Below are 18,114 nucleotides of genomic sequence, written 5' to 3'. Positions count from 1 at the left end.
CACAATGTCACGCGGGTGACATACTGCTGAGATAACATCAGGAAACTTTTGTTCCCCTGGATGTTATGTTGCGCTCGTTCGCCTCACGATATTGGCCCTGGGCCTGGCTGCTGCTGGCCATGCTGGCAGCGGCCGCCTGCTGGAATCACGCCGTGGTGAGCGCCGAACGCACCCACCGTGACGTCGAGCAGACGGCGCGGCGCGAGCTGGCCGCGCACGTCGATGCGTTCGAGCACTACCTGACCCGCAGCATCGCCCAGATGGACCAGGTCACCATGCAGCTCAAGCACGGCTGGGAGCAGAGCGGCGGCACCTTGCAGCTCGATGCCTTGTACCGCGACGGCATGTTTACCGATCCCGCGTTTGCCGAGATCGCTATCTACGACGCCAACGGCCGCCTGCTCAGCCGCGTCGGACGTCGCCACGCCGGACGCACTCACAGCACCCCCGGCCGCGTGCCAGCCTCATTCCCGTTTCATCAGACGAATAACTCATCGGCGCTGCGCATCATCGTGCCGGACGGAGCATTGCAGGCCAACCAGGAATTCGTGCAATTTACGCGCCGCCTGGACGCCCGCGACGACGGCTTTGCCGGCGTGCTGGCGCTCACGCTCGACGCCCGTTATCTGACCTCGTTCTACAACCAGCGCCTGCTGGGCGGCAACGGCATCGTTGCCGTGCTCGGCGACGCCAGCACCTTGCGCATGGAAGAACATGGCAATACGGTGACGCTGGCGCCCGGCGCATCGCTGTTTGCCACGGCGCCCGAACTGGGGAGCGGCGTTGGCACCCGCCTGCTGCCGGGCGCCGCCTTTTACGATCACGCCGGACGGCTGGTGAGCTGGCGCCATTCCAGCGCCTACCCGGTGCTGGCAGTGGCTGGCATGACCGCGCTTGAAGCGCTGGCGCCAGCCGCCACCGACTGGACCCGGCGGCGCAACCGCGCCTTCTGGCTCGGCTTGCTGACCCTGCTGCTGGGCGCGCTGGCCACGCACTACAGCCGCGGCATCCAGCGCCAACGCGTGCGCCGCAAGGCCGCGCACCAGGCCTACCGCATGGCCACCGAGCACGGCAGCGACGGCTTTTACCTGGCCGCCGCCGTGCGCGACGGCACCGGCGCGGTCATCGATTTCGACATCATCGACTGCAACGCGCGCGGCGCCTATTTCTATGGGCTCGAACGGGACCAATTGATCGGCCGCCGCATCTCCGCCCTCGACCAGGGCGTGTTCGGCACGACGCTGCTGCCGGTCTATCTGAAGGCGCTACAGGACGGCAACTACGAAGACGAGCGGCAGATGGCCGGCGATGGCCGCCTGAATATCTGCTGGGGCCGGCGCAGCATCGTGCGCGTGGGCGACTGCCTGGCCATCACCTTGCAGGACGTGAGCGAGCGCAAGCTGCACGAACGCGACATCGAACACCTGGCGCTGCACGATCCGCTCACCGGCTTGCCCAACCGGCAATGGCTGGTGCGCGAGCTGCCGCGCCGCCTGGCGGCCACCCTTGAGCGTTACGGCGCGCTGGCCGTGCTGCTGGTGGACCTGGACGATTTCAAGCATGTCAACGACACCCTGGGCCACGGCGTGGGCGACCAGTTGCTGCAAGTGGCGGCGCAGCGCCTGGCGGCCCTGATGCGCACCGGCGACCGCGTGGTGCGCATGGGCGGCGACGAATTCCTGCTGCTGGTGGATCCGGCGGGCGAAGGCAACGACCTCGCCGAGCTGGCCTTGCTGGCCGAACGGGTGCTGGCCGTGCTGGCCGAGCCGGTATCGCTGGGCGTGGAAGCGTACCGCATCGAGGCGTCGATCGGCATCAGCTGCTATCCGCGCTATTGCGGCGAAAGCGCCGACCACGAAGCCCTGCTGCGCCACGCCGACATTGCCCTGTTTTCCGCCAAGAGCGAGCAAAAAGGCCATTACCGCTTCTTCGACGCATCGCAGTACGTGCTGCTGAGCGCCCGCGCCCACCTGAAACACAGCCTGGCCAAGGCCATCGACACCGGCCAGCTGAGCCTGCACTACCAGGCCCGCGTGGACGTGGTCAGCGGCCAGCCGGTGAGTATGGAAGCGCTGCTGCGCTGGCAGCATCCCACGCTGGGCATGGTGCCTCCAGTGCAATTCATTCCGCTGGCCGAAGCGAGCGGCTTGATCAACCGCCTGGGCGAGCTGGTGATGCGCCAGGCCTGCGCGCAACTGGCTGCCTGGCGCGACCAGGGGTTGCCGCTGGTGCCGGTATCGATCAATGTGTCGCCGCGCCAGTTCAGTTACGGCAGCGTGGCCGCCCAGCTGGCGCGCCACCTGGCGCAGTACGAACTCGACGCCCACCTGCTGGAAGTGGAAATCACCGAATCGGCGATGGTGGCCGACCAGGTCGATGTGCAGGCCGAGCTGACCGCGATCCGGGCGCTGGGCGTGCGCGTGTTTGTCGATGACTTTGGCACCGGCTACTCGTCGCTGTCGCAATTGCAGCGGCTGCGGCTCGACGGCCTCAAGGTAGATAAAGCGTTTACGCGCGAACTCGACCGTTCGCACGAGGGCCGGGTGTTCTTCCAGGCCATCGTCTCGATGGCGCGCGCGCTGGGCATGACGGTCGTCGCCGAAGGCGTGGAAACCCCGGCCCAGATGGCCTTGCTGCGCGAGCTCGGTTGCCACCAGGCCCAGGGCTATCTGCTGGGACGGCCCGTATCGGCAGCGGCCATGGCGGCCTCGCTGGCTGAACTCGACAACCGTGTGAAGCTTTCATTAGTGAGCTAGTGGTCACGGTAATGTCATATCGAGGTCATATTGAATTGCTAGTATGCATTTTTATTTGATTGGGTGAACTGTGGAATTCGACGCCTCCCGCCAGCATTTGCCGCGTTACCGCCAGTCGACTGCGGCCGATCTGTGCCGCGAGTCGGTAGCCATCGCGGCAGAAGCGTGCAACGCCGATGTGCACGCGCTGTTCACCGAGCGCCGCGATCTGATGAGTTTGCCCGTGCTGGACGGCGGCCGCCCGATCGGCCTGATCAGCCGCAACATCTTCATGTCGCAAATGTCCAAGCCGTTCTACCAGGAACTGTACGGCAAGAAGAGCTGCATCGCCTTCATGGACAAGGAACCGCTGATCGTCGAATGCGATGTCAGCATCGAAGACCTGACCTTCCGCGCCGTCGCTTCCGGCGAAAAAGCGCTGGCCGACGGCTTCATCATCACCCGCGAAGGCGAACTGGCCGGCGTGGGCTTCGGCCTGCAACTGATGAACGTGGTGGCCAATATGCAGGCCGAGCGCAACCGCCAGATCATGCACAGCATCGAGTACGCCAGCGTGATCCAGCGCGCGGTCCTGAAACCGTCGCGCGACGCACTGGCCAAACTCGCCGACGCCCACCTCGAATGGCAGCCGCGCGACCTGGTCGGCGGCGATTTTTACCTGGTCGAGCAACACGACGACGGCTGGTTCGTGGCGCTGGGCGATTGCACCGGCCACGGCGTGCCGGGCGCCTTCATGACGCTGATCGCCTCGCAGGTGCTCAGCGGCGCCCTGCTGCGCGTGGGACCGCGCACACCGGGCCGGCTGCTGCAGGAGGTCAGCGGCGGCATCAAGGCGCTGCTGGGCCAGACCACCGAGCAGCGCGCCGTCGCCGAATCGGACGACGGCCTCGATGCCGCCTTCCTGTGGTTCGAACCGCGTACCCGGCGCCTGTATTTCGCCGGCGCCCGCATCGCACTGCACCTGCTGGCCCCGGGCGAATCGTTGCTGGTGGTCGAAGGCGAGCGCGCCGGCCTCGGTTATGTCGATACCGATCCCGCCCAGCAGTGGCCGACCCACGTGGTGGAGCTGACGCCGGGTACGCTGCTGTTTGTCACCACCGACGGCCTGATCGACCAGATCGGCGGGCCGAAATCGATCGCCTTCGGCAAGCGCCGCGTGCGCGAACTGCTGTCCGAAAACGCCGACGCCAGCGCCCCGGCGCTGTCCGGCGGCGTGCTCGAGGCGCTGGCGGCGTGGCAAGGGCCACAGCCGCGCCGCGACGACCTCACTTTCTTTTGTTGCCGTCCCTAAGGAGTAGCACCGTGTTGTACGAGGAATTCGACGAACTATGGCAAGTGGCGCAAAAGCGCCAGGTCATTTTCTTTTATGCCGGCTATTTTTCGCAGCCGGTGGTGGCCGCCATCTCCGAAACCATCCGCGCGCGCATGGACAGCGCGGGCGCGGCCGGTCCCACGCGGCGCCGCATCTTCTCGGCGTTTGTCGAGATGTCGCAAAACATCATGCACTATTCGTCCGAGGCGCTCACGCCGGCCGACCAGCGCGACGCACAGATGCGGCGCGGCTCGTTCTGCATCGGCACCAGCGGCGAGCATTTCTTCCTGCTGTGCGCCAATCCGGTATCCACCGACCGCGTGCCGGGACTGCGCAGCCGCCTGGAAGGACTGCGTACCATGACCGTCGATGAAATCAAGGCCGCCTATAAGCAGGCGCTGCGCGCCGAAGTGCCGGCCGACAGCAAGGGCGCCGGGCTGGGGTTCTTGACCATGGCGCGCGAAGCGAGCGAGCCGCTGGAATTCGAGTTTGCGCCGTCACCGAACGAGCCGGACACCACCATTTTCTGCATCAAAGCCATCATCTGACCGCCATGGACGCCTTATTTATCGCAGCAACTCCCACCTCGCCCGAAGTGGATTTCCGCTTCCCCGAGCACACGCTTTCGCTCAAGGGCGAGTCGTACCCGGAAAACGCCGCCGCCTTTTATGGCCCGGTGATCGAGCGCCTGCGCCGCTACCTGGAAGACTGCCGTGAACAGACCATCACGGTCCACGTCTCGCTGGCGTACTTCAACAGCTCATCGACCAAGATGCTGTTCGCGCTGTTCGAGGCGCTGAACGATGCCGCCCTGGCCGGCAATGACGTGCTGCTCAACTGGTACCGGGACGAAGAGGACGATACCATCATGGAATTCGGCGAAGAATTGCGCGACGATTTCGCCGCGCTGCATTTCACCGACCGGCCGATATGACAGCGCCGGTGCCGATCTTCGGCGCAGTGGCCGACGCCGAACCCGACCTGTTCGCGGCCGAGCAGCACGCGCTGGAACAGGCCCGCCGCGCCGCCGCGCACGAACACAATCACCAGTGCGCGCTGCGCGAACTGGTGGCGCATTACGAACGGCTGCTGCGCGAAAGCCGGCGCCTGGTCCAGCGCAGCGACCGCGCCGAACGCCAGATGAACCAGCTCAACGCCCGCTTGCAAGAGATGGCCACCCAGCTCGAATACCGCGCCACCCACGACCCGCTGACCGGCGCCTTGAATCGCGGCGCCGTGATCGAACACGCGCGCAGCTGCCTGCTGCTGCACGATATCGTGCTGGTCGTGCTCGATATCGACTTCTTCAAGCAGGTCAACGACACCTACGGCCACCCGGCCGGCGACACCGTGATCCAGGCCGTGGTGGCCTGCCTGACCGAGATGGTCGAAGGCCAGGCATTCATCGGGCGCGTGGGCGGCGAGGAATTCTCGGTGGTGTGGCCGGGCCTGAACCAGGTGCAGGGCCTGGCCCTGGGTGAACGGCTGCGCCAGGCGATTGCCAATACCGAATGGCCGGCGCCGATCACGGCCCCGGTCACTGCCAGCGTGGGCGTGAGCTGGAGCGCGCGCGGCAGCACCTTCGAGCAAGCGTACTTCCGCGCCGACCAGGCGCTATACCGCGCCAAGCGCAGCGGACGCAATTGCGTGCGCATGGCTGATTGAATCAGGAGAACAGCATGACAGAAGCCTTAGCCGACCCAACCATCGACCGCCGCCAGCCGGCCGGTGTTTTGCCACCAGCAGAGCACAGCCTGGAAAACGACGTGCGCAAGGCCGTCGCGCTGCGCCAGCAGGTAGGCGTCATCGCCGCCATCGAATACCTGAAAACCGTGGGCGCGGACCGCGAACTGATCGAGCGGGTGGTGTTCGAGGGGGCGGTCAGGGCAGGGGACCGCGAAGTGGGGCCGAGGGTGGGGAATACATCGCGGCGGTGGTCGTTGAGGGGTGCTGCGGTTTGATTAAGCTTGATTAAGTTTGATTAAGTTTGATCAAGGCTGATTGACTCTGAAACTTCGCCATGGGATCATGGGCCCGTTGCTATCCATCCCGAGGTATCTTCCATGGTAACCGAAACCAAAGTATTGACGACTCATGTACCCTTGCCGTTGGCCGACAAGGTTGACATGTTGGCAGCGCGGCTCGAGCGTTCTCGTGGTTGGGTGGTCAAGCAGGCGCTCAGTGCGTGGGTCGATCAGGAGGAAGAGCGCAGCCGGCTGACGCGCGAGGCAATGGCGGACGTTCAAGCCGGCAATGTCATCGATCATCAAGCGGTGCTGGCCTGGGCTGAAAGTCTCGAGAGTGACACCCCGCTACCCGTACCCTCCGTGCGATGATGCGCGTGCAGTGGACCAGCAAGGCGCTGTCCGATCTGGCGCGTTTGCACGAGTTTCTGGCCGCAGTGAACAGGCCTGCTGCGGCACGCGTTGTCAAGTCATTGGTGAGTACGCCGTCAGGGCTTGCGGCAAATCCGCGTATCGGCGAAAAGCTGGATGAATTCGCACCAGCAGAGGTCCGCCGCATCCTTGTCGGTCAGTACGAGATGAGGTACGAAATCAAGGGAACGACGGTTTTCGTGCTCAGATTGTGGCACACGAGGGAGCAGCGATAACTGTGGCCCCGGCGCCAATCCAACCGGCGCCGGGGTCTCGCACCTGGCGTTAAGCCAACCGGCCAGCAATCTCCGCCACGCGCTTGCCATACGCCTTGGCCGTATCGAGGTCGCCCTGCGGAATTTCATCGACGCTCGCATCCGATGGCGATTGCACCAGCACGCCGACCGAGCCGCCCAGGTTGTTCAGGTCGGTGCGTTGCGCGGCCTTGGTGTTGGCGGGCGGGATGCCGAGGCTGACCCAGATGCCGCCGTGTTGCGAGGCCAGGGTTTGCAGGGCGATCAGCGAGACAGCCTTGTCGCCATTGAAGCTGGCGCTGTTGGAGAAGCCGCCGAAGACCTTGTCCTGCCAGCCGCGCGTAAACCATACCTTCGACGTCGCGTCGGCGAATTTCTTGAACTGCCAGCTCGGGCTGCCCATGTAGGTCGGGGTGCCGAAAATGATGGCGTCGGCAGCAGCCAGCTGGTCCCAGCCGCCTTCGGGCAGTTCGCCGTCGGCGCTGATTTGCAGCAGCTCGGCGCCGGCGCCCGCGCCTTCGGCGACATACTCGGCAACGCGCTGGGTGTGGCCGTAGCCGGAATGGAAGACGATAACAACCTTGCTCATGATTTGTCCTGTTTTGAGTGGGTGATGTGTGCCTGCCGACTATAGGCGAACTGGCGCCGCAACTCACGGTAGAATCCGTACCAGTAATGATCAATATGGGACATGCGATGGCCGGGCCGAAGTCGGTGGAGGTGATGGAGCGGGTGAATTACCAGCCGCCCGAACAATATAATCTGGACATCGAGGTCTTCCGTGTGTCGGAGCTGTGGCCCCGCCAAAAGGCAGAGCACTTTCGCCGCGCACACCGCATCGAATTCAACCAGCTGATGTTGCTCACCTCCGGGCGCTGCACGCACACCGTCGATTTCGAACCGGTCGCCTGCGTAGCGGGCACGGTATTGATGGCCCGGCCGGGCCAGGCCCAGCAATTCGAAGTGGACGGCGCCTGGGACGGCTGGCTGGTGCTGTTCCAGTCCGACTTCCTGCTGCCTTCCAGCGCTGCACCGGATAGCCTCAGCGGTGGGTCGGAACTGGCCTGGCGCGGTCAGCCCATGCAGCTCGACGCCGCCATGCAGCAACTGGTAGCCGAGGCCATCGGCCAGCTGCACCGCGATACACAACTGCCGGCCCAGCGCGGCGACCTGCACGCCTTGCTGCGCCACCAGTTGCACGCGCTGCTGATACGGCTGGCGATGGCCTGGGGCGAGCGCGAGGCGGCCAACGCCGACCATCCGGTGCGCGCGGTCGAGCGGCAGCGCCACCGGCGCTTCCAGCAACTGCTCGACCAGCGTTTTCGCCACTGGCACCAGGTGCAGGATTACGCGGCGGCGCTGGGCTGCTCCGACAAGACCCTCAACCGCGCCGTGCTGGCCGCCGCCGGCCGCACCGCCAAGGTCATGATCGTCGAGCGCATCATGCTCGAGGCCAAGCGCCTGCTGGCCCACACCGCGCTGCCGGTGGCGGTGGTGGGTGGCCACGTGGGTTTCGATGAACCGACCAATTTCACCAAGTTCTTCCAGCGCGAGGCGGCGATGTTGCCGGGTGCATTCCGGGCGCAGTACCGTCAAAAATAGTTCTGGTTGGAAGCGTGGGTGAGGAGGCGTACAGTCGGCGCCAGGCCAGCGGCGTAAATTGTAACTTTATGCAACCGCGAGTTCACCATGCCACTTTCAGACCGCCGCAAACCTACCGCCACCGCCGCCATCATTGAAGAGGCCAAGCAGTTGCTCCCCGCGATGGGCATTGATCCCGCCGCAGAATATGCGATGAGCCGCGGCATTCCGCGCTTTATCGCCTACAAGGTGCTGCGCGCGCCGCAAGCGCAGCAGCGCGTGGCGCCGCGCCGCAAGGATGCCGCTTAAAGCAGTACCGGTGGCAGCAATGCCGCCGCCGCATACTGGATCAGCGTATCGCCGAAACCGCCGCGCGCCCGCGCATCGCAGCGGGCGCTGGTGGTCACGCGCGGCGCCGCGCTCCAGGCGATGCTGGCGCCGCAGTGCTCCAATGCTTCGACCAGCGCGACGTCTTCGCTGCATGCCAGCGGCGCGAAGCCACCCACGCAGCGATAGGCCTTGGCGCACACGCCCAGGTTGGCGCCGTGGATGTGGCGATGGCCGTCGCTGTCGGTGTAAGTCAGCTCGAAATGCTGGCGCAGCAGGGCCGGTTCTTCATGGTGTGCCGCCCAGTCATCGACGGAGACGGTGCCGCACACGACGTCCACACCGAGGCGCAGTTGCGCCGCCAGCCAGTCGGGCGCCACGCGGGTGTCGGCATCGGTAAAGGCCAGCCAGCGCGCGCCGTGCGCCAGCAGGCGTTCGGCGCCGGCGGCACGGGCGGCGCCAACATTGCGGGCATCGACCTCGATTGCTTCCACCCGGTAGCCCGCGCCTTGCAGGGCGTGGGTATGGGCGAGGGCGATCGCGCGCGAACCGTCGCCGCAATGGTCGAGCACCACCACCACGTTGACCGATTCGCCGCGCAGTTCGGGATGACCGCAAGCGAGCCGGATGGCGTTCAGGCAGCCGTCAAGATAGCGTTCTTCGTTGTGGGCCGGGATGACGATGCCGATCATGGCACCAGGCCCTCCAGCTGCGCGATGGACGACGGATTGCGCGACCAGATGTCGAGCAGGAAGTCGGCCTCGCTGTGCTGCATCAGGCGGTGCATGCCCGGCGTGCCGTCGAAGCGGGCGTGGATGTCGGCGCTGTCCATCTGGCGGTCGGCAAATGGCCAGCGCCAGTGGCACAGCACCAGCGTGCCGTTGTCGGCCAGCGACGCCATGCAGCGATCGCGCAGATTGACCACTTCGTGCTCGGGCAGGTAATAGGCCATTTCGCTGATGACGATCAGGTCGAAGGTACTGTCCTCGGGCCAGTCCTGCGGCACGATCTGCTGGCGCACCGTCACGCGCGATGCGTCGCTCGGATGCTCCTTGTGGATGCGCTGCTGCGTCAGTCTAACTGCCTCGGGCGAGAGATCCGTGGCCAGCACGTATTCGGCGCGATGGGCCAAGGCGGCGGTCAGTTCACCATTGCCGCAGGCCGGCTCGAACGCGCGCCGGTAGCGTTGTAGCGGCAGGCACGCCATCAGCAGGCTGCGTTTGCGTTGTTCGTACCAGCGCTGGCGCACTTTCCACGGATCGGCGTCCTGGGTGTAGAGCTGCTGGAAATGGGTGTGCCGGTTGGTGATGGTCATAGGAAGCAGACTTCGTAAGGATGGGTAAGGCGCGCCAGCACATGCGGCGGCAGGATTGCCGGCTGGCCGGTGCTGGGATCTGGATGGAGCTGGGTGGCGTAACAGGCAATGGCGTCGCGCTTGCGTTGCAGCGCTGCGGCATCGAGCGCCAGCCGGCGCGCGCGGTGCCAGGGCACGCGCCGGTCACCCGGTTCGGCCCAGTGCCAGGTCCACACCGGCAGTTCCACCACGGTGGCGCCGCACTGGCGTGCGGCCTGCGCGGTGGCGTAGCCACAGGCTTCGTGGTCGGGGTGGCCGTCCTGGCGCCAGGTGGTAAACACCACGTCGTCGGCACGCAGCAACTGTTCGAGCAAGGTTTGCAGCGCGCCCACCTGGCTAGTGACGCCGCCATCGGGCAGGCGCGCGCGGATCACCTGCGGCACTGGCTGGCCTGCTGGCAGCAAGGCGCGCAGCGCGGCCTCGGTCTCTTTCGCGCGCAAGCGCGCCAGTTGCGCCGGCGGGTACATGGCCGATCCCGGGTGGCTGGCATCGCCGTCGGTGGCGGCCACCACCACGGTGCGGGTACCTTGTGCCGCCAGCAGTTGCAGCAGCCCGCCGCAGGCCAGCACCTCGTCGTCAGGATGCGGCGCGACGATGATGGCGCGCTGGCCTGGCGTCACCAGCTCGTGGGCTGCCACCGGTGGCAACTGGCGCAGGCCGTGCCACGCCTGCCATGCGGCGTCGGGCGTTCCTTCGCCGGCGATCTGGCGCGGGTGCGCTACCCCCTCATTGGCAAAGGCGGGGGCAAATTTTTCTGTCATAAGGCCCATGGCGATGCTCCCTTCTTGGCCAGTTGCGAACCCAGCGTGGCCAGGTCGCGTTCCGCGTGGCTCTGGCACAGGAACACGGGCAGGTCGGCTGCCATCCGCGCAAAAGCGGCGTCGCGGCACAGCGGGCCGGCGCCGAGCGCACGGTTGACGTGTTCCAGTACGGTGGTCGCTGCGGCTTCCACGTTGAGGCGCGCGCGCAGCGCCAGCGCGCAGTGGTCGGCTTGCGGGTGGGCATCGATGGCCGCTGCGCTGTCGATCAGCAGCGCGGCGGCGCCCGACAGCGCGATATCCACGCTGCCCAGGTGCGCCAGCCGGTGCGGATCGGCCTTGCTGTTTCTGTCGGCGGCCTGGGTGTGGGTGGTGGCCAGCAGGCGCTCGCCGATAGCGCGGGCGGCGCCATACCAGCATGCGGCCACGCCGGCGCCACCGAGCCAGAAGCCGGGCCGGGTCAGGTAAGACTCGTGTTCGCCGACCGGTACGGCCTGCGCATCGTTGAATACCACGTCCACGCTGGCACTGCCGGCCATGCCGACGGCATGCCAGCCCTGGTCGGTCACTTCCACGCCGGGCTGGCGCAGGCTGACGGCCGCCAGCATGCGGCGGCCCGCCGCGTCGCGGCAGCTCACCAGCGCGTGGCTGATCGCCGCCGCGCCCGAGCACCACTGCTTGCGGCCGGACAGCGTGTAACGTCCGTTGCCGCTCATGCGCAGCGCCACGCCGGGCCCCGGCGGCTCCGCGCACCAGACTCCCCAGGTGGCGCCGGCGACTTCCGGGCCGTTCAATTCCGCCAGGATGGCGAGGGCGTCGGTATGGCCTTCGTACAGTTTGGCGAACGACAGGTCGTGGCCGCCGGCGATGGACAACGCCTGCCATCGCGCCAGCGTTGCGCCGCTGCCGGGCAGAGGCAGGCGGTCGAGACCCGCAGCCACGGCGCCATGCAGCGCAGACGCCGCGTCGCCATCCGTGACGCCGGCCAGAAACTGCGCCAGCATGGGCGGCACCCTGGCCGGAGCGGGCAGAAATTCCGGGCGCGATTGAGTCGTATGGGCGGTGAGGGGCATGATAGCGGTCGCAGAAAGATATCGTCCTGCCATCATGTCCGCGATGCGCTGCCGTGTATGTTCGCTTGCACACGCAGGCGCCGGATTGTTGCCTCTGCTACATACGCAAGCGGGTTACCACCCGCGCTGACGGGCGTACGCGTGGCGCGGCGTCCGACTGGCGCCGTATCAACGCATGGTCCATCACCACCTGCTGCGGCGCGGCCGGGGCGCCGTCGCGGCGTTCGCGGATTTGCCGCACCAGCGCGCGCACGGCCGTTTCCGCCATCTCGGCAATCGGCTGGCGCACGGTGGTCAGCTCGGGCCAGATGGTGGTGGCCAGCGCCGTATCGTCGAAGCCGGCCACCGTCAGATCGCCGGGCACGTCAAGCGCAAGGCGGTGGGCGATGGCCACCACGGCGGCGGCCATGTCGTCGTTGCTGGCAAAGATGGCGGTGGGACGTGGCTCCTGCGCCAGCAACTGTTCGGCGGCGTCCAGGCCGGAACGGTAGGTAAACAGGCCTTGCACGATCAGCTCGGGCGCTTGCGGCAGGTGGTGCTCTGCCAGCGCATCTTTAAAACCCTGCAGGCGGCGGGCACTGGCGGTCTGGTTGGGATGGCCGGCGACAAAGCCGATGCACTGGTGGCCAAGCGCGATCAGGTGGCAGGCCATGGCATGGGCGGCCTGGTAGTCGTCGATGCGCACGCCGCTCAGGCGGTCGTCGGGCTGGCCGCAGGCCACGGTGACCGCCGGCGTGCCCGATTGGGCCAGCAAGTCCACCAGTTCGGCGATGTCGCAGAGCGGCGGTGGCAGGATGATGCCATCGACGCCGTTGTCGATCAGGCGCCGCGCCTGTTCCACGCCGTGTTCGTCGGCCTCGCACTTTTCCACCACCAGTTGCACGTTGTGGGGGCTGGCCTGGTTGAGCAGGCCGACCAGGAATTCGCTCAGGTAGCCGGCGCTGGGGTTGGAGTACAAAAAGCCGATGCGGATGGCCCGCGCGCCGGCCAGGCGCTGGGCCGCCTGGTTGGGCACATAGCTGAGTGCTGTCATGGCGTCGGCCACCAGCTGGCGCGTCGCTTCGCGCACGCGGGTGTCGGCGTTGAGCACCCGCGAGACGGTCATCGGCGAGACGCCGGCCTTGCGGGCGACGTCGCTCATGGTGGGATGGGCTTTGCTGGTCATGGTGATTGGTGTGGTGAATGGTTCAGCCACGGCCCGGCGCATACGGGAAGTGGATGCCCTTATAGTACTCCAGCGGCTGCGGTGGCGGCGCCACGCCGTCCGGCAAGGGCAGGCCCGACACCGACTGGAAGTAGGCGATGCAGGCATTGCGCCACAACTGCGCGTTCTGCACCTGGCGCCGCAGCCGCTGCGCCACTTCGGCATGGCGGCGCGCATCCACCACGCCGCGCAGGGCGTCCCAGCGGGTTTGCAGGTCGCGCGCGGCGGCCACGCCACGGTCGTAGTGGTGGATGATCTCGGCCCACAGCGTGCGGCCGGACGGCATCGCGTATGTCCACGGCAGGTGGTGGAACCACAGCAGGTATTTTTCCGGCGTGGTGCGCGGATCGGCGTACAGGCGAGCGAGCGCCGGCGCATACTGTTCCAGTGCATTGGTGCCGCTGGCGGTGCGGTCGAAACCGATGCCGTCGCGCGCGGCGCGGTGGTAGTACACGGGGTTCCAGTCCGGGCGTTCCAGGTCGTTTACCCACGGCGCCGGGCCGTGGTGGTGGGCGGTACCCATCATGTGGTGCAGTCCCAGCGGCGTCATGTAATCGACCACGGCTTCGCGCGACAGCATCAGCATGTCCACCACTGGGGTGGTCACGCGGGCGTCGTTGCCGAAGGTTTGCGCGGCCCACTCGATGGCGATGGCGCGCGCCGAGGCCTGCGGATTCCACGCCAGGCGGCCGAACGCGTACCAGTTGGCCTGGTCGAAATGATGGCCGGTCCAGTTGCGATCGACCCCGATGTTGGCCACGCCAGCCATGCCGGTCGCTGCCGGCTGGCCACCGAGCGTATGGGCGCCTTCGATGATCTGCGCCACGGTCGGGCCTTTTCCTGCGCCTTGCATGGTGTCGCTCTCGAGCACCTCTTCGAACATCGTGCCCAGGTAGGCGATGTCGGTGGAAAAGCCCAGGTACTCCTTGGTGATCTGGAATTCCATCATCAGCGGGGTGTTGGGCATGGCGCCGAACAGCGGGTGGAACGGTTCGCGCGGCTGGAAGTCGATGGCGCCGTTCTTCACCTGCACCATCACGTTGGCCGCGAACTTGCCGTCGAGCGGCTTGAATTCTTCGTACGCCTGGCGGGCGCGATCGGTTTCTTTGCCTGCCTCGGGGGCATAGACAAAAGCGCGCCACATCACGATGCCATGGTGCGGCGCCAGCGCAGCGGCAAGCATGTTGGCGCCGTCGGCGTGGCTGCGGTGGTAATCCTGCGGGCCGGGCTGGCCCTCGGAATTGGCTTTGACCAGGAAGCCGCCGAAGTCGGGGATGGTGCGATAGATCTCGTCGGCCTTCTTCTTCCACCATGCCTGCACGGCGGGCGAGAGCGGATCGGCGGTATCGGTCTCCTTCAGTTCCAGCGGCGTGGAAAAGCGCGCCGACAGGAACACCTTGATGCCGTAAGGGCGCAGCACGTCGGCCACGGCCGCCGCCTTGGCGATGTACGCGGGCGTGAGCACCTCCGGCTTGGAATTGACGTTGTTGAGCACCGTGCCGTTGATGCCAAGCGACGCATTGGCGCGCGCGTAGTCGGTATAGCGGCTGTCGGTAATCTCGGGCAGCGCCCACCAGTCCCAGATCGACGCGCCGGCGTAGCCGCGCTCCACGTGACGGTCGAGATTATCCCAGTGGTTGAGCAGGCGCAGTTGCAGCTTTGGCGAGGATGCCGCTACCGGCGCGGTGCCGGCAGCGGTCGCGCGCAGCCAGGCAAAGGCGCCGTACAGCAGGCCGATGTCGGTGTTGGCGGCGATCAGCGTGACCGGGCGGCCTTGCAGCCGCGTGGCGCGCAACAAATAGCCTTCGCTGCCAAGCCTTGAAAGTTCGGTCTTCAGCGCTGCGTCGAGCGCCGGCAGGCTGGCCGTGGTGCCCAGCACCAGCGCACCGTCGGCGATGGCGGTGGCCTGCGCCGGTGCCGGGCCGCCGCCCATGCCGGCCACGCCACGTTGCAGCTCGGCGACAGCGGCGCGGGTGGTGGGGGTGGCCGCAGCGGTGAGCACGATGCTGCGCGCCTGACCTTTCAGTTTTGCCTGGGCGGGTGGCGCCAGCGGCTGATAGCGCAGCCACAGGTTATAGCCATCTTCGTCTGCGGGCGCCGCGACTGGATGAGTGGCGGCGCTGGCCGAACCAGGGCTGACGGCCAGCAGCAGCGCCGCCAGCACGGTGGTCAATAATTTATGCATGTTGTCTCCGTCTGTTTTTTTGGATTATCGTGCGCGTGGACTTTCGGGCGGCCCGAGGTAGCTGTCCTGCAACCCGCCCGTATCGACCACGATTTTTTGCAGCACCACGCCCGCATCCACGGCCCAGAACTTGAGCGTGTGGCGGCCGGCCGTGGCGATGGTGTGGCGCGAGGTCAGCACGGTGGCGCCGTCCGAGACGCTCTTTTCCCATGCCTGCTCGGAACTGTCTGCGTGCACATTCACCAGCTGCGGCGCCTCGTCATCGAACGAGACGGCGTAGCGCAGGCCGGTGCCCGGTTGGAATTTCTGGGTGGGCGCCAGCGTGGCGTGCACCACGACCTTGCCGGCGGTTTGCAGGTGCAGCGCGTAGTCGAGCCGCATCTGCGGTGTCTCAGCTGACTTCGCATCGACTGGCAGCGCGGTCACGCCGGACTGCGTGCGGCCATGGCCGGGGATGGTGAGCCACTGGCGGCCCGCCGGGGCCACGGCCCTGGCGAAGTTGGCAGCTTCGATGGCGACCACGCCGCCGGTCTCGACAAAGTCGCCCGCGACCGCTCCCTTCGCCAGCCGGCGCAGCGGGGCCTTGATCGTGACCTTGGCGCCATTGGGGCCTTGCACCGTCAGCGTCGCATGGTCGGCGCCGCGCGGCACGTCGGCCCAGCGCACCTTGACGTGTACGCGGCGGTCGCGTTCGACCTGGCCGGCGGGCTGGTCGATTTCCAGCCACGGCGCGCTGGCCGTGATGCGGTAATCGAACGGCTGCCGGCCGCGATTGAACACTTCCAGGAAGGCCGGCGCACCGGTCATTTCATCGAGGGCGGGCAGGGCCAGCTTGTCGCCGTCGGGTCCCGGCCACACTTGCGCATTGCCTTGCACGGCCACGCCCATGTCGGCCGCCAGCGGCGCCTGCACTTCGCTCACCGCCGGCATCACGTTGCGCGGCGGCTGGTTCCAGTAGGTGTAGCCCAGGTGGGTTTGCGACATCATGTGGTTCCATTTGCCGCCGCTGATGTCTTCGTGATAGCGCCGCGTCAGCTCCGCATCCTGCGCAAACAGGCTGCGCGCCTTGGCAGCCAGGTCGTTGGTCGAGGTGCGGCCTTGCACTGCGTACAGCCGGTTGCGGGCAGCTGTCGTATACAGTTCGTTGACCACGGCGCTCGCTTGCGCCGGGTACTGCACCAGCTGGAAGAAGGCATCGCGCTGCGCCGCAGGCAGTTGCGCGGCGATGCGCTCAGCACGCGCGGCGATCGACTGGAACTCGGCCGTTACCCGTTCGGCTTCGTCGTAGTTGACCGGGTGGTAGGTGCCCGGTTCCAGTTGCTCGGGCTTGCGGCGGCCGTTGTAGCGCGCGTAGCTGGCCACGATGTCGGCGATGTCATCGGCGTGCTGTGGGCCGAATTCGCGCGTGGCCCACAGTGTCAGGTACTCGGGCAGGCGCTCTGCCGGCCAGGCGGCGGGGTTCCAGGCATAGGCGAGGAAAAATTCGGTGGGCACTTCCATCGGTTTCAGGTCGCCCACGTTGACGATCCAGATGCGGTCGGCCTGGTACTGCCACGCCAGGTGCATCTGCTCCCAGATTTTCGGCAGCGGCGTCACATTGAGCCACTTGTACGAGCGCGGGCCGCCCACGTAATCGAAGTGGTAGTACACGCCCGCACCGCCGGCGCGCTTGCGTTCTTCGGTCGTGGGCAGGCGGCGGATATTGCCCCAGTTGTCGTCGCACCACAGCAGCGTGACGTCGTCCGGCACGCGCATCCCCTTTTCGTAGTAGTCCTGCACCTCCTTGTACAGCGCCCACATTTGCGGCACGGTGGCCGCATCGCGCCCCAGTTCCTTGCTGATAATGGCGCGCTGGTCGGCCACGATGCGTTCGAGCAGCGCCACGTTCGATTCTTCCGACATCGGCTCGTCGCCGTCGCCGCGCATGCCGATGGTGATCATCTTCTCGAAGTCACGCGTAGTGCGCATGCCGCCAGTCCAGAAACTGCGCAGCACTTTCTCATTGCGCTGGTAATCCCACGGCCCCTTGCCCTGGCGCGTCCATTCCTTCTGAGCGCGCATCATCGGCTCGTGGTGCGAGGTGCCCATCACGATGCCGTAGTCGTCGGCCAGCTTTCCATTGAGCTTGTCGTCGTCATAAAACGCCGAGTTCCACATCGCCGGCCACAGGTAGTTGGCGCGCAGGCGCAACAGCAGCTCGAACACTTTCTCGTAAAAGCGGTGGTTGTAGCCGCCGTAGGTCTGCTGCACCCAGCCGGTCAGCGCCGGCTGCTCGTCGTTGAGGAAGATGCCGCGATACTTGACCACTGGTGCATCGTGTCTGGCGGCCGGCGCATAGGCATACAACGCCAACTTTTTTGGCGGCGGCACGTCCGCCCACCAGTACCAGGGCGACACGCCGATCTGCTCCGACAACTCGTAGATGCCGTAGATGGCGCCGCGCTTGTCACTGCCGGCAATCACCAGCGCGCGCTCCACGCCGGGCAGGGGCCGCAGCACGGTTTGCACCTGCCAGCCTTCCCACTTGCCCTGGATGGCGGCGACATCGAGCTTGCCGGCCGCCACCAGCTTGTCGATCAGCGGGCTGCGGCCCACGGTGCCGATGATGATGGCGTCGGCGCCGGCCGGTGCGCCGGTTTGCAGCGCTGGCGTGACGCCGGTCACGCGGCCGATATCGGCCTGCAGGTCGCGCGCGGCGCGCAGCACGCCGGCATGGTCGGCGGCATCCACGTACAGCGTGGCGGCCTTGCCGGCTTGCGCGATGGCGACCGCGTTGGCGGGAGGGGAATCGAACAGCACCAGCCGTTTCTGGCCCAGTGCCTGGGCGGGCAGGGTGCAGCAGAGCAGGGCGGCGGCCAGGATGGCTCCCGCCGCAGCGATCAATGGTTGTCTCATTATTGTATTTTTCCGTTTTTATGGCAGGTGGTACGGTGTT

18 protein-coding genes are annotated in these 18,114 nt (G+C 66.6%); 10 read left to right on the top strand and 8 right to left on the bottom strand.

Translation table 11 applies throughout. The annotated features are described in order from the left end of the window. Positions 1-65: 65 nt before the first annotated feature. The 8 genes from SR858_RS13385 to SR858_RS13350 all read left to right on the top strand — a co-directional run bounded on the left by SR858_RS13385 (position 66) and on the right by SR858_RS13350 (position 6,679). The gene (locus SR858_RS13385; RefSeq protein ID WP_019921302.1) at positions 66-2,756 is read left to right on the top strand and encodes a bifunctional diguanylate cyclase/phosphodiesterase; all 2,691 of its coding nucleotides are present in this window, start codon (positions 66-68) and stop codon (positions 2,754-2,756) included. 70 nt (positions 2,757-2,826) lie between these two features. Continuing rightward, positions 2,827-4,047 carry a SpoIIE family protein phosphatase gene (locus tag SR858_RS13380; RefSeq protein ID WP_019921301.1) on the top strand — a complete coding sequence of 407 codons (1,221 nt, stop codon included), beginning with the start codon at positions 2,827-2,829 and terminating at the stop codon, positions 4,045-4,047. A gap of 11 nt (positions 4,048-4,058) precedes the next feature. Continuing rightward, a complete protein-coding gene (locus SR858_RS13375; protein ID WP_019921300.1) occupies positions 4,059-4,616 on the top strand; it encodes a SiaB family protein kinase in 558 nt (185 codons plus the stop codon). Positions 4,617-4,621: 5 nt separating this feature from the next. After that, on the top strand, positions 4,622-5,002 hold the full coding sequence (locus SR858_RS13370) for a DUF1987 domain-containing protein (protein WP_019921299.1): 381 nt from the start codon (positions 4,622-4,624) through the stop codon (positions 5,000-5,002). Beyond that, on the top strand, positions 4,999-5,733 hold the full coding sequence (locus tag SR858_RS13365; RefSeq protein WP_019921298.1) for a GGDEF domain-containing protein: 735 nt from the start codon (positions 4,999-5,001) through the stop codon (positions 5,731-5,733). The genes SR858_RS13370 and SR858_RS13365 overlap by 4 nt, the downstream gene beginning before the upstream one ends. Positions 5,734-5,747: 14 nt before the next feature. Further along, a complete protein-coding gene (locus SR858_RS13360; RefSeq protein ID WP_019921297.1) occupies positions 5,748-6,029 on the top strand; it encodes a hypothetical protein in 282 nt (93 codons plus the stop codon). A gap of 102 nt (positions 6,030-6,131) precedes the next feature. Then, entirely contained in the window at positions 6,132-6,404 is a 273-nt protein-coding gene (locus SR858_RS13355) for a CopG family ribbon-helix-helix protein (RefSeq protein WP_019921296.1), read from the top strand. Then, positions 6,404-6,679, top strand: a complete 276-nt coding sequence (locus SR858_RS13350; RefSeq protein ID WP_026637192.1) for a type II toxin-antitoxin system RelE/ParE family toxin — start codon at positions 6,404-6,406, stop codon at positions 6,677-6,679. The genes SR858_RS13355 and SR858_RS13350 overlap by 1 nt, the downstream gene beginning before the upstream one ends. 49 nt (positions 6,680-6,728) lie before the next feature. On the opposite strand, the gene SR858_RS13345 is transcribed toward SR858_RS13350, so the two are convergent. Then, positions 6,729-7,286 (bottom strand): flavodoxin family protein, encoded by a 558-nt coding sequence (locus SR858_RS13345; protein ID WP_019921294.1) that lies wholly within the window; start codon positions 7,284-7,286, stop codon positions 6,729-6,731. A 107-nt stretch (positions 7,287-7,393) separates the two neighbouring features. Between SR858_RS13345 and SR858_RS13340 the strand changes: the two genes are divergently transcribed. After that, positions 7,394-8,299 (top strand): AraC family transcriptional regulator, encoded by a 906-nt coding sequence (locus tag SR858_RS13340; RefSeq protein ID WP_026637191.1) that lies wholly within the window; start codon positions 7,394-7,396, stop codon positions 8,297-8,299. A gap of 87 nt (positions 8,300-8,386) precedes the next feature. After that, entirely contained in the window at positions 8,387-8,587 is a 201-nt protein-coding gene (locus SR858_RS13335) for a hypothetical protein (protein ID WP_019921292.1), read from the top strand. Here the strand turns inward: SR858_RS13335 and SR858_RS13330 are convergent. The 7 genes from SR858_RS13330 to SR858_RS13300 all read right to left on the bottom strand — a co-directional run bounded on the left by SR858_RS13330 (position 8,584) and on the right by SR858_RS13300 (position 18,074). Beyond that, positions 8,584-9,297: a glycosyltransferase gene (locus SR858_RS13330; protein WP_019921291.1), complete on the bottom strand. Its 714-nt coding sequence runs from the start codon at positions 9,295-9,297 to the stop codon at positions 8,584-8,586. The genes SR858_RS13335 and SR858_RS13330 overlap by 4 nt on opposite strands. After that, positions 9,294-9,920: a class I SAM-dependent methyltransferase gene (locus tag SR858_RS13325; RefSeq protein WP_019921290.1), complete on the bottom strand. Its 627-nt coding sequence runs from the start codon at positions 9,918-9,920 to the stop codon at positions 9,294-9,296. The genes SR858_RS13330 and SR858_RS13325 overlap by 4 nt, the downstream gene beginning before the upstream one ends. Further along, positions 9,917-10,720 (bottom strand): PIG-L deacetylase family protein, encoded by an 804-nt coding sequence (locus SR858_RS13320; RefSeq protein WP_019921289.1) that lies wholly within the window; start codon positions 10,718-10,720, stop codon positions 9,917-9,919. Before SR858_RS13320 ends, SR858_RS13325 begins: the two co-directional genes overlap by 4 nt. Next, entirely contained in the window at positions 10,717-11,721 is a 1,005-nt protein-coding gene (locus SR858_RS13315) for an acyl-CoA dehydrogenase family protein (protein WP_019921288.1), read from the bottom strand. Before SR858_RS13315 ends, SR858_RS13320 begins: the two co-directional genes overlap by 4 nt. Before the next feature lie 166 nt (positions 11,722-11,887). Further along, positions 11,888-12,955, bottom strand: a complete 1,068-nt coding sequence (locus tag SR858_RS13310) for a LacI family DNA-binding transcriptional regulator (RefSeq protein WP_040377730.1) — start codon at positions 12,953-12,955, stop codon at positions 11,888-11,890. 22 nt (positions 12,956-12,977) lie between these two features. Next, positions 12,978-15,179, bottom strand: coding sequence for an alpha-glucuronidase family glycosyl hydrolase (locus SR858_RS13305; protein ID WP_019921286.1), 2,202 nt, complete (start codon positions 15,177-15,179; stop codon positions 12,978-12,980). Positions 15,180-15,203: 24 nt separating this feature from the next. Continuing rightward, a complete protein-coding gene (locus SR858_RS13300; protein ID WP_026637189.1) occupies positions 15,204-18,074 on the bottom strand; it encodes a glycosyl hydrolase 115 family protein in 2,871 nt (956 codons plus the stop codon). Between the last annotated feature and the right edge of the window lie 40 nt (positions 18,075-18,114).

The sequence above is a fragment of the Duganella zoogloeoides genome (assembly GCF_034479515.1).
GTDB classification, from domain to species: Bacteria; Pseudomonadota; Gammaproteobacteria; order Burkholderiales; family Burkholderiaceae_D; genus Rugamonas; species Rugamonas zoogloeoides.
This window is presented reverse-complemented; position numbering and strand designations above follow the sequence as displayed.

Bases quoted from the DNA above. Each gene is read 5' to 3' on its own strand.
- SR858_RS13385 (WP_019921302.1), top strand. From the start codon at position 66: ATGTTGCGCTCGTTCGCCTCACGATATTGGCCCTGGGCCTGGCTGCTG.
- SR858_RS13370 (WP_019921299.1), top strand. From the start codon at position 4,622: ATGGACGCCTTATTTATCGCAGCAACTCCCACCTCGCCCGAAGTGGAT.
- SR858_RS13365 (WP_019921298.1), top strand. From the start codon at position 4,999: ATGACAGCGCCGGTGCCGATCTTCGGCGCAGTGGCCGACGCCGAACCC.
- SR858_RS13360 (WP_019921297.1), top strand. From the start codon at position 5,748: ATGACAGAAGCCTTAGCCGACCCAACCATCGACCGCCGCCAGCCGGCC.
- SR858_RS13355 (WP_019921296.1), top strand. From the start codon at position 6,132: ATGGTAACCGAAACCAAAGTATTGACGACTCATGTACCCTTGCCGTTG.
- SR858_RS13350 (WP_026637192.1), top strand. From the start codon at position 6,404: ATGCGCGTGCAGTGGACCAGCAAGGCGCTGTCCGATCTGGCGCGTTTG.
- SR858_RS13345 (WP_019921294.1), bottom strand. From the start codon at position 7,286: ATGAGCAAGGTTGTTATCGTCTTCCATTCCGGCTACGGCCACACCCAG.
- SR858_RS13340 (WP_026637191.1), top strand. From the start codon at position 7,394: ATGGCCGGGCCGAAGTCGGTGGAGGTGATGGAGCGGGTGAATTACCAG.
- SR858_RS13335 (WP_019921292.1), top strand. From the start codon at position 8,387: ATGCCACTTTCAGACCGCCGCAAACCTACCGCCACCGCCGCCATCATT.
- SR858_RS13330 (WP_019921291.1), bottom strand. From the start codon at position 9,297: ATGATCGGCATCGTCATCCCGGCCCACAACGAAGAACGCTATCTTGAC.
- SR858_RS13325 (WP_019921290.1), bottom strand. From the start codon at position 9,920: ATGACCATCACCAACCGGCACACCCATTTCCAGCAGCTCTACACCCAG.
- SR858_RS13320 (WP_019921289.1), bottom strand. From the start codon at position 10,720: ATGACAGAAAAATTTGCCCCCGCCTTTGCCAATGAGGGGGTAGCGCAC.
- SR858_RS13315 (WP_019921288.1), bottom strand. From the start codon at position 11,721: ATGCTGGCGCAGTTTCTGGCCGGCGTCACGGATGGCGACGCGGCGTCT.
- SR858_RS13310 (WP_040377730.1), bottom strand. From the start codon at position 12,955: ATGACCAGCAAAGCCCATCCCACCATGAGCGACGTCGCCCGCAAGGCC.
- SR858_RS13305 (WP_019921286.1), bottom strand. From the start codon at position 15,179: ATGCATAAATTATTGACCACCGTGCTGGCGGCGCTGCTGCTGGCCGTC.
- SR858_RS13300 (WP_026637189.1), bottom strand. From the start codon at position 18,074: ATGAGACAACCATTGATCGCTGCGGCGGGAGCCATCCTGGCCGCCGCC.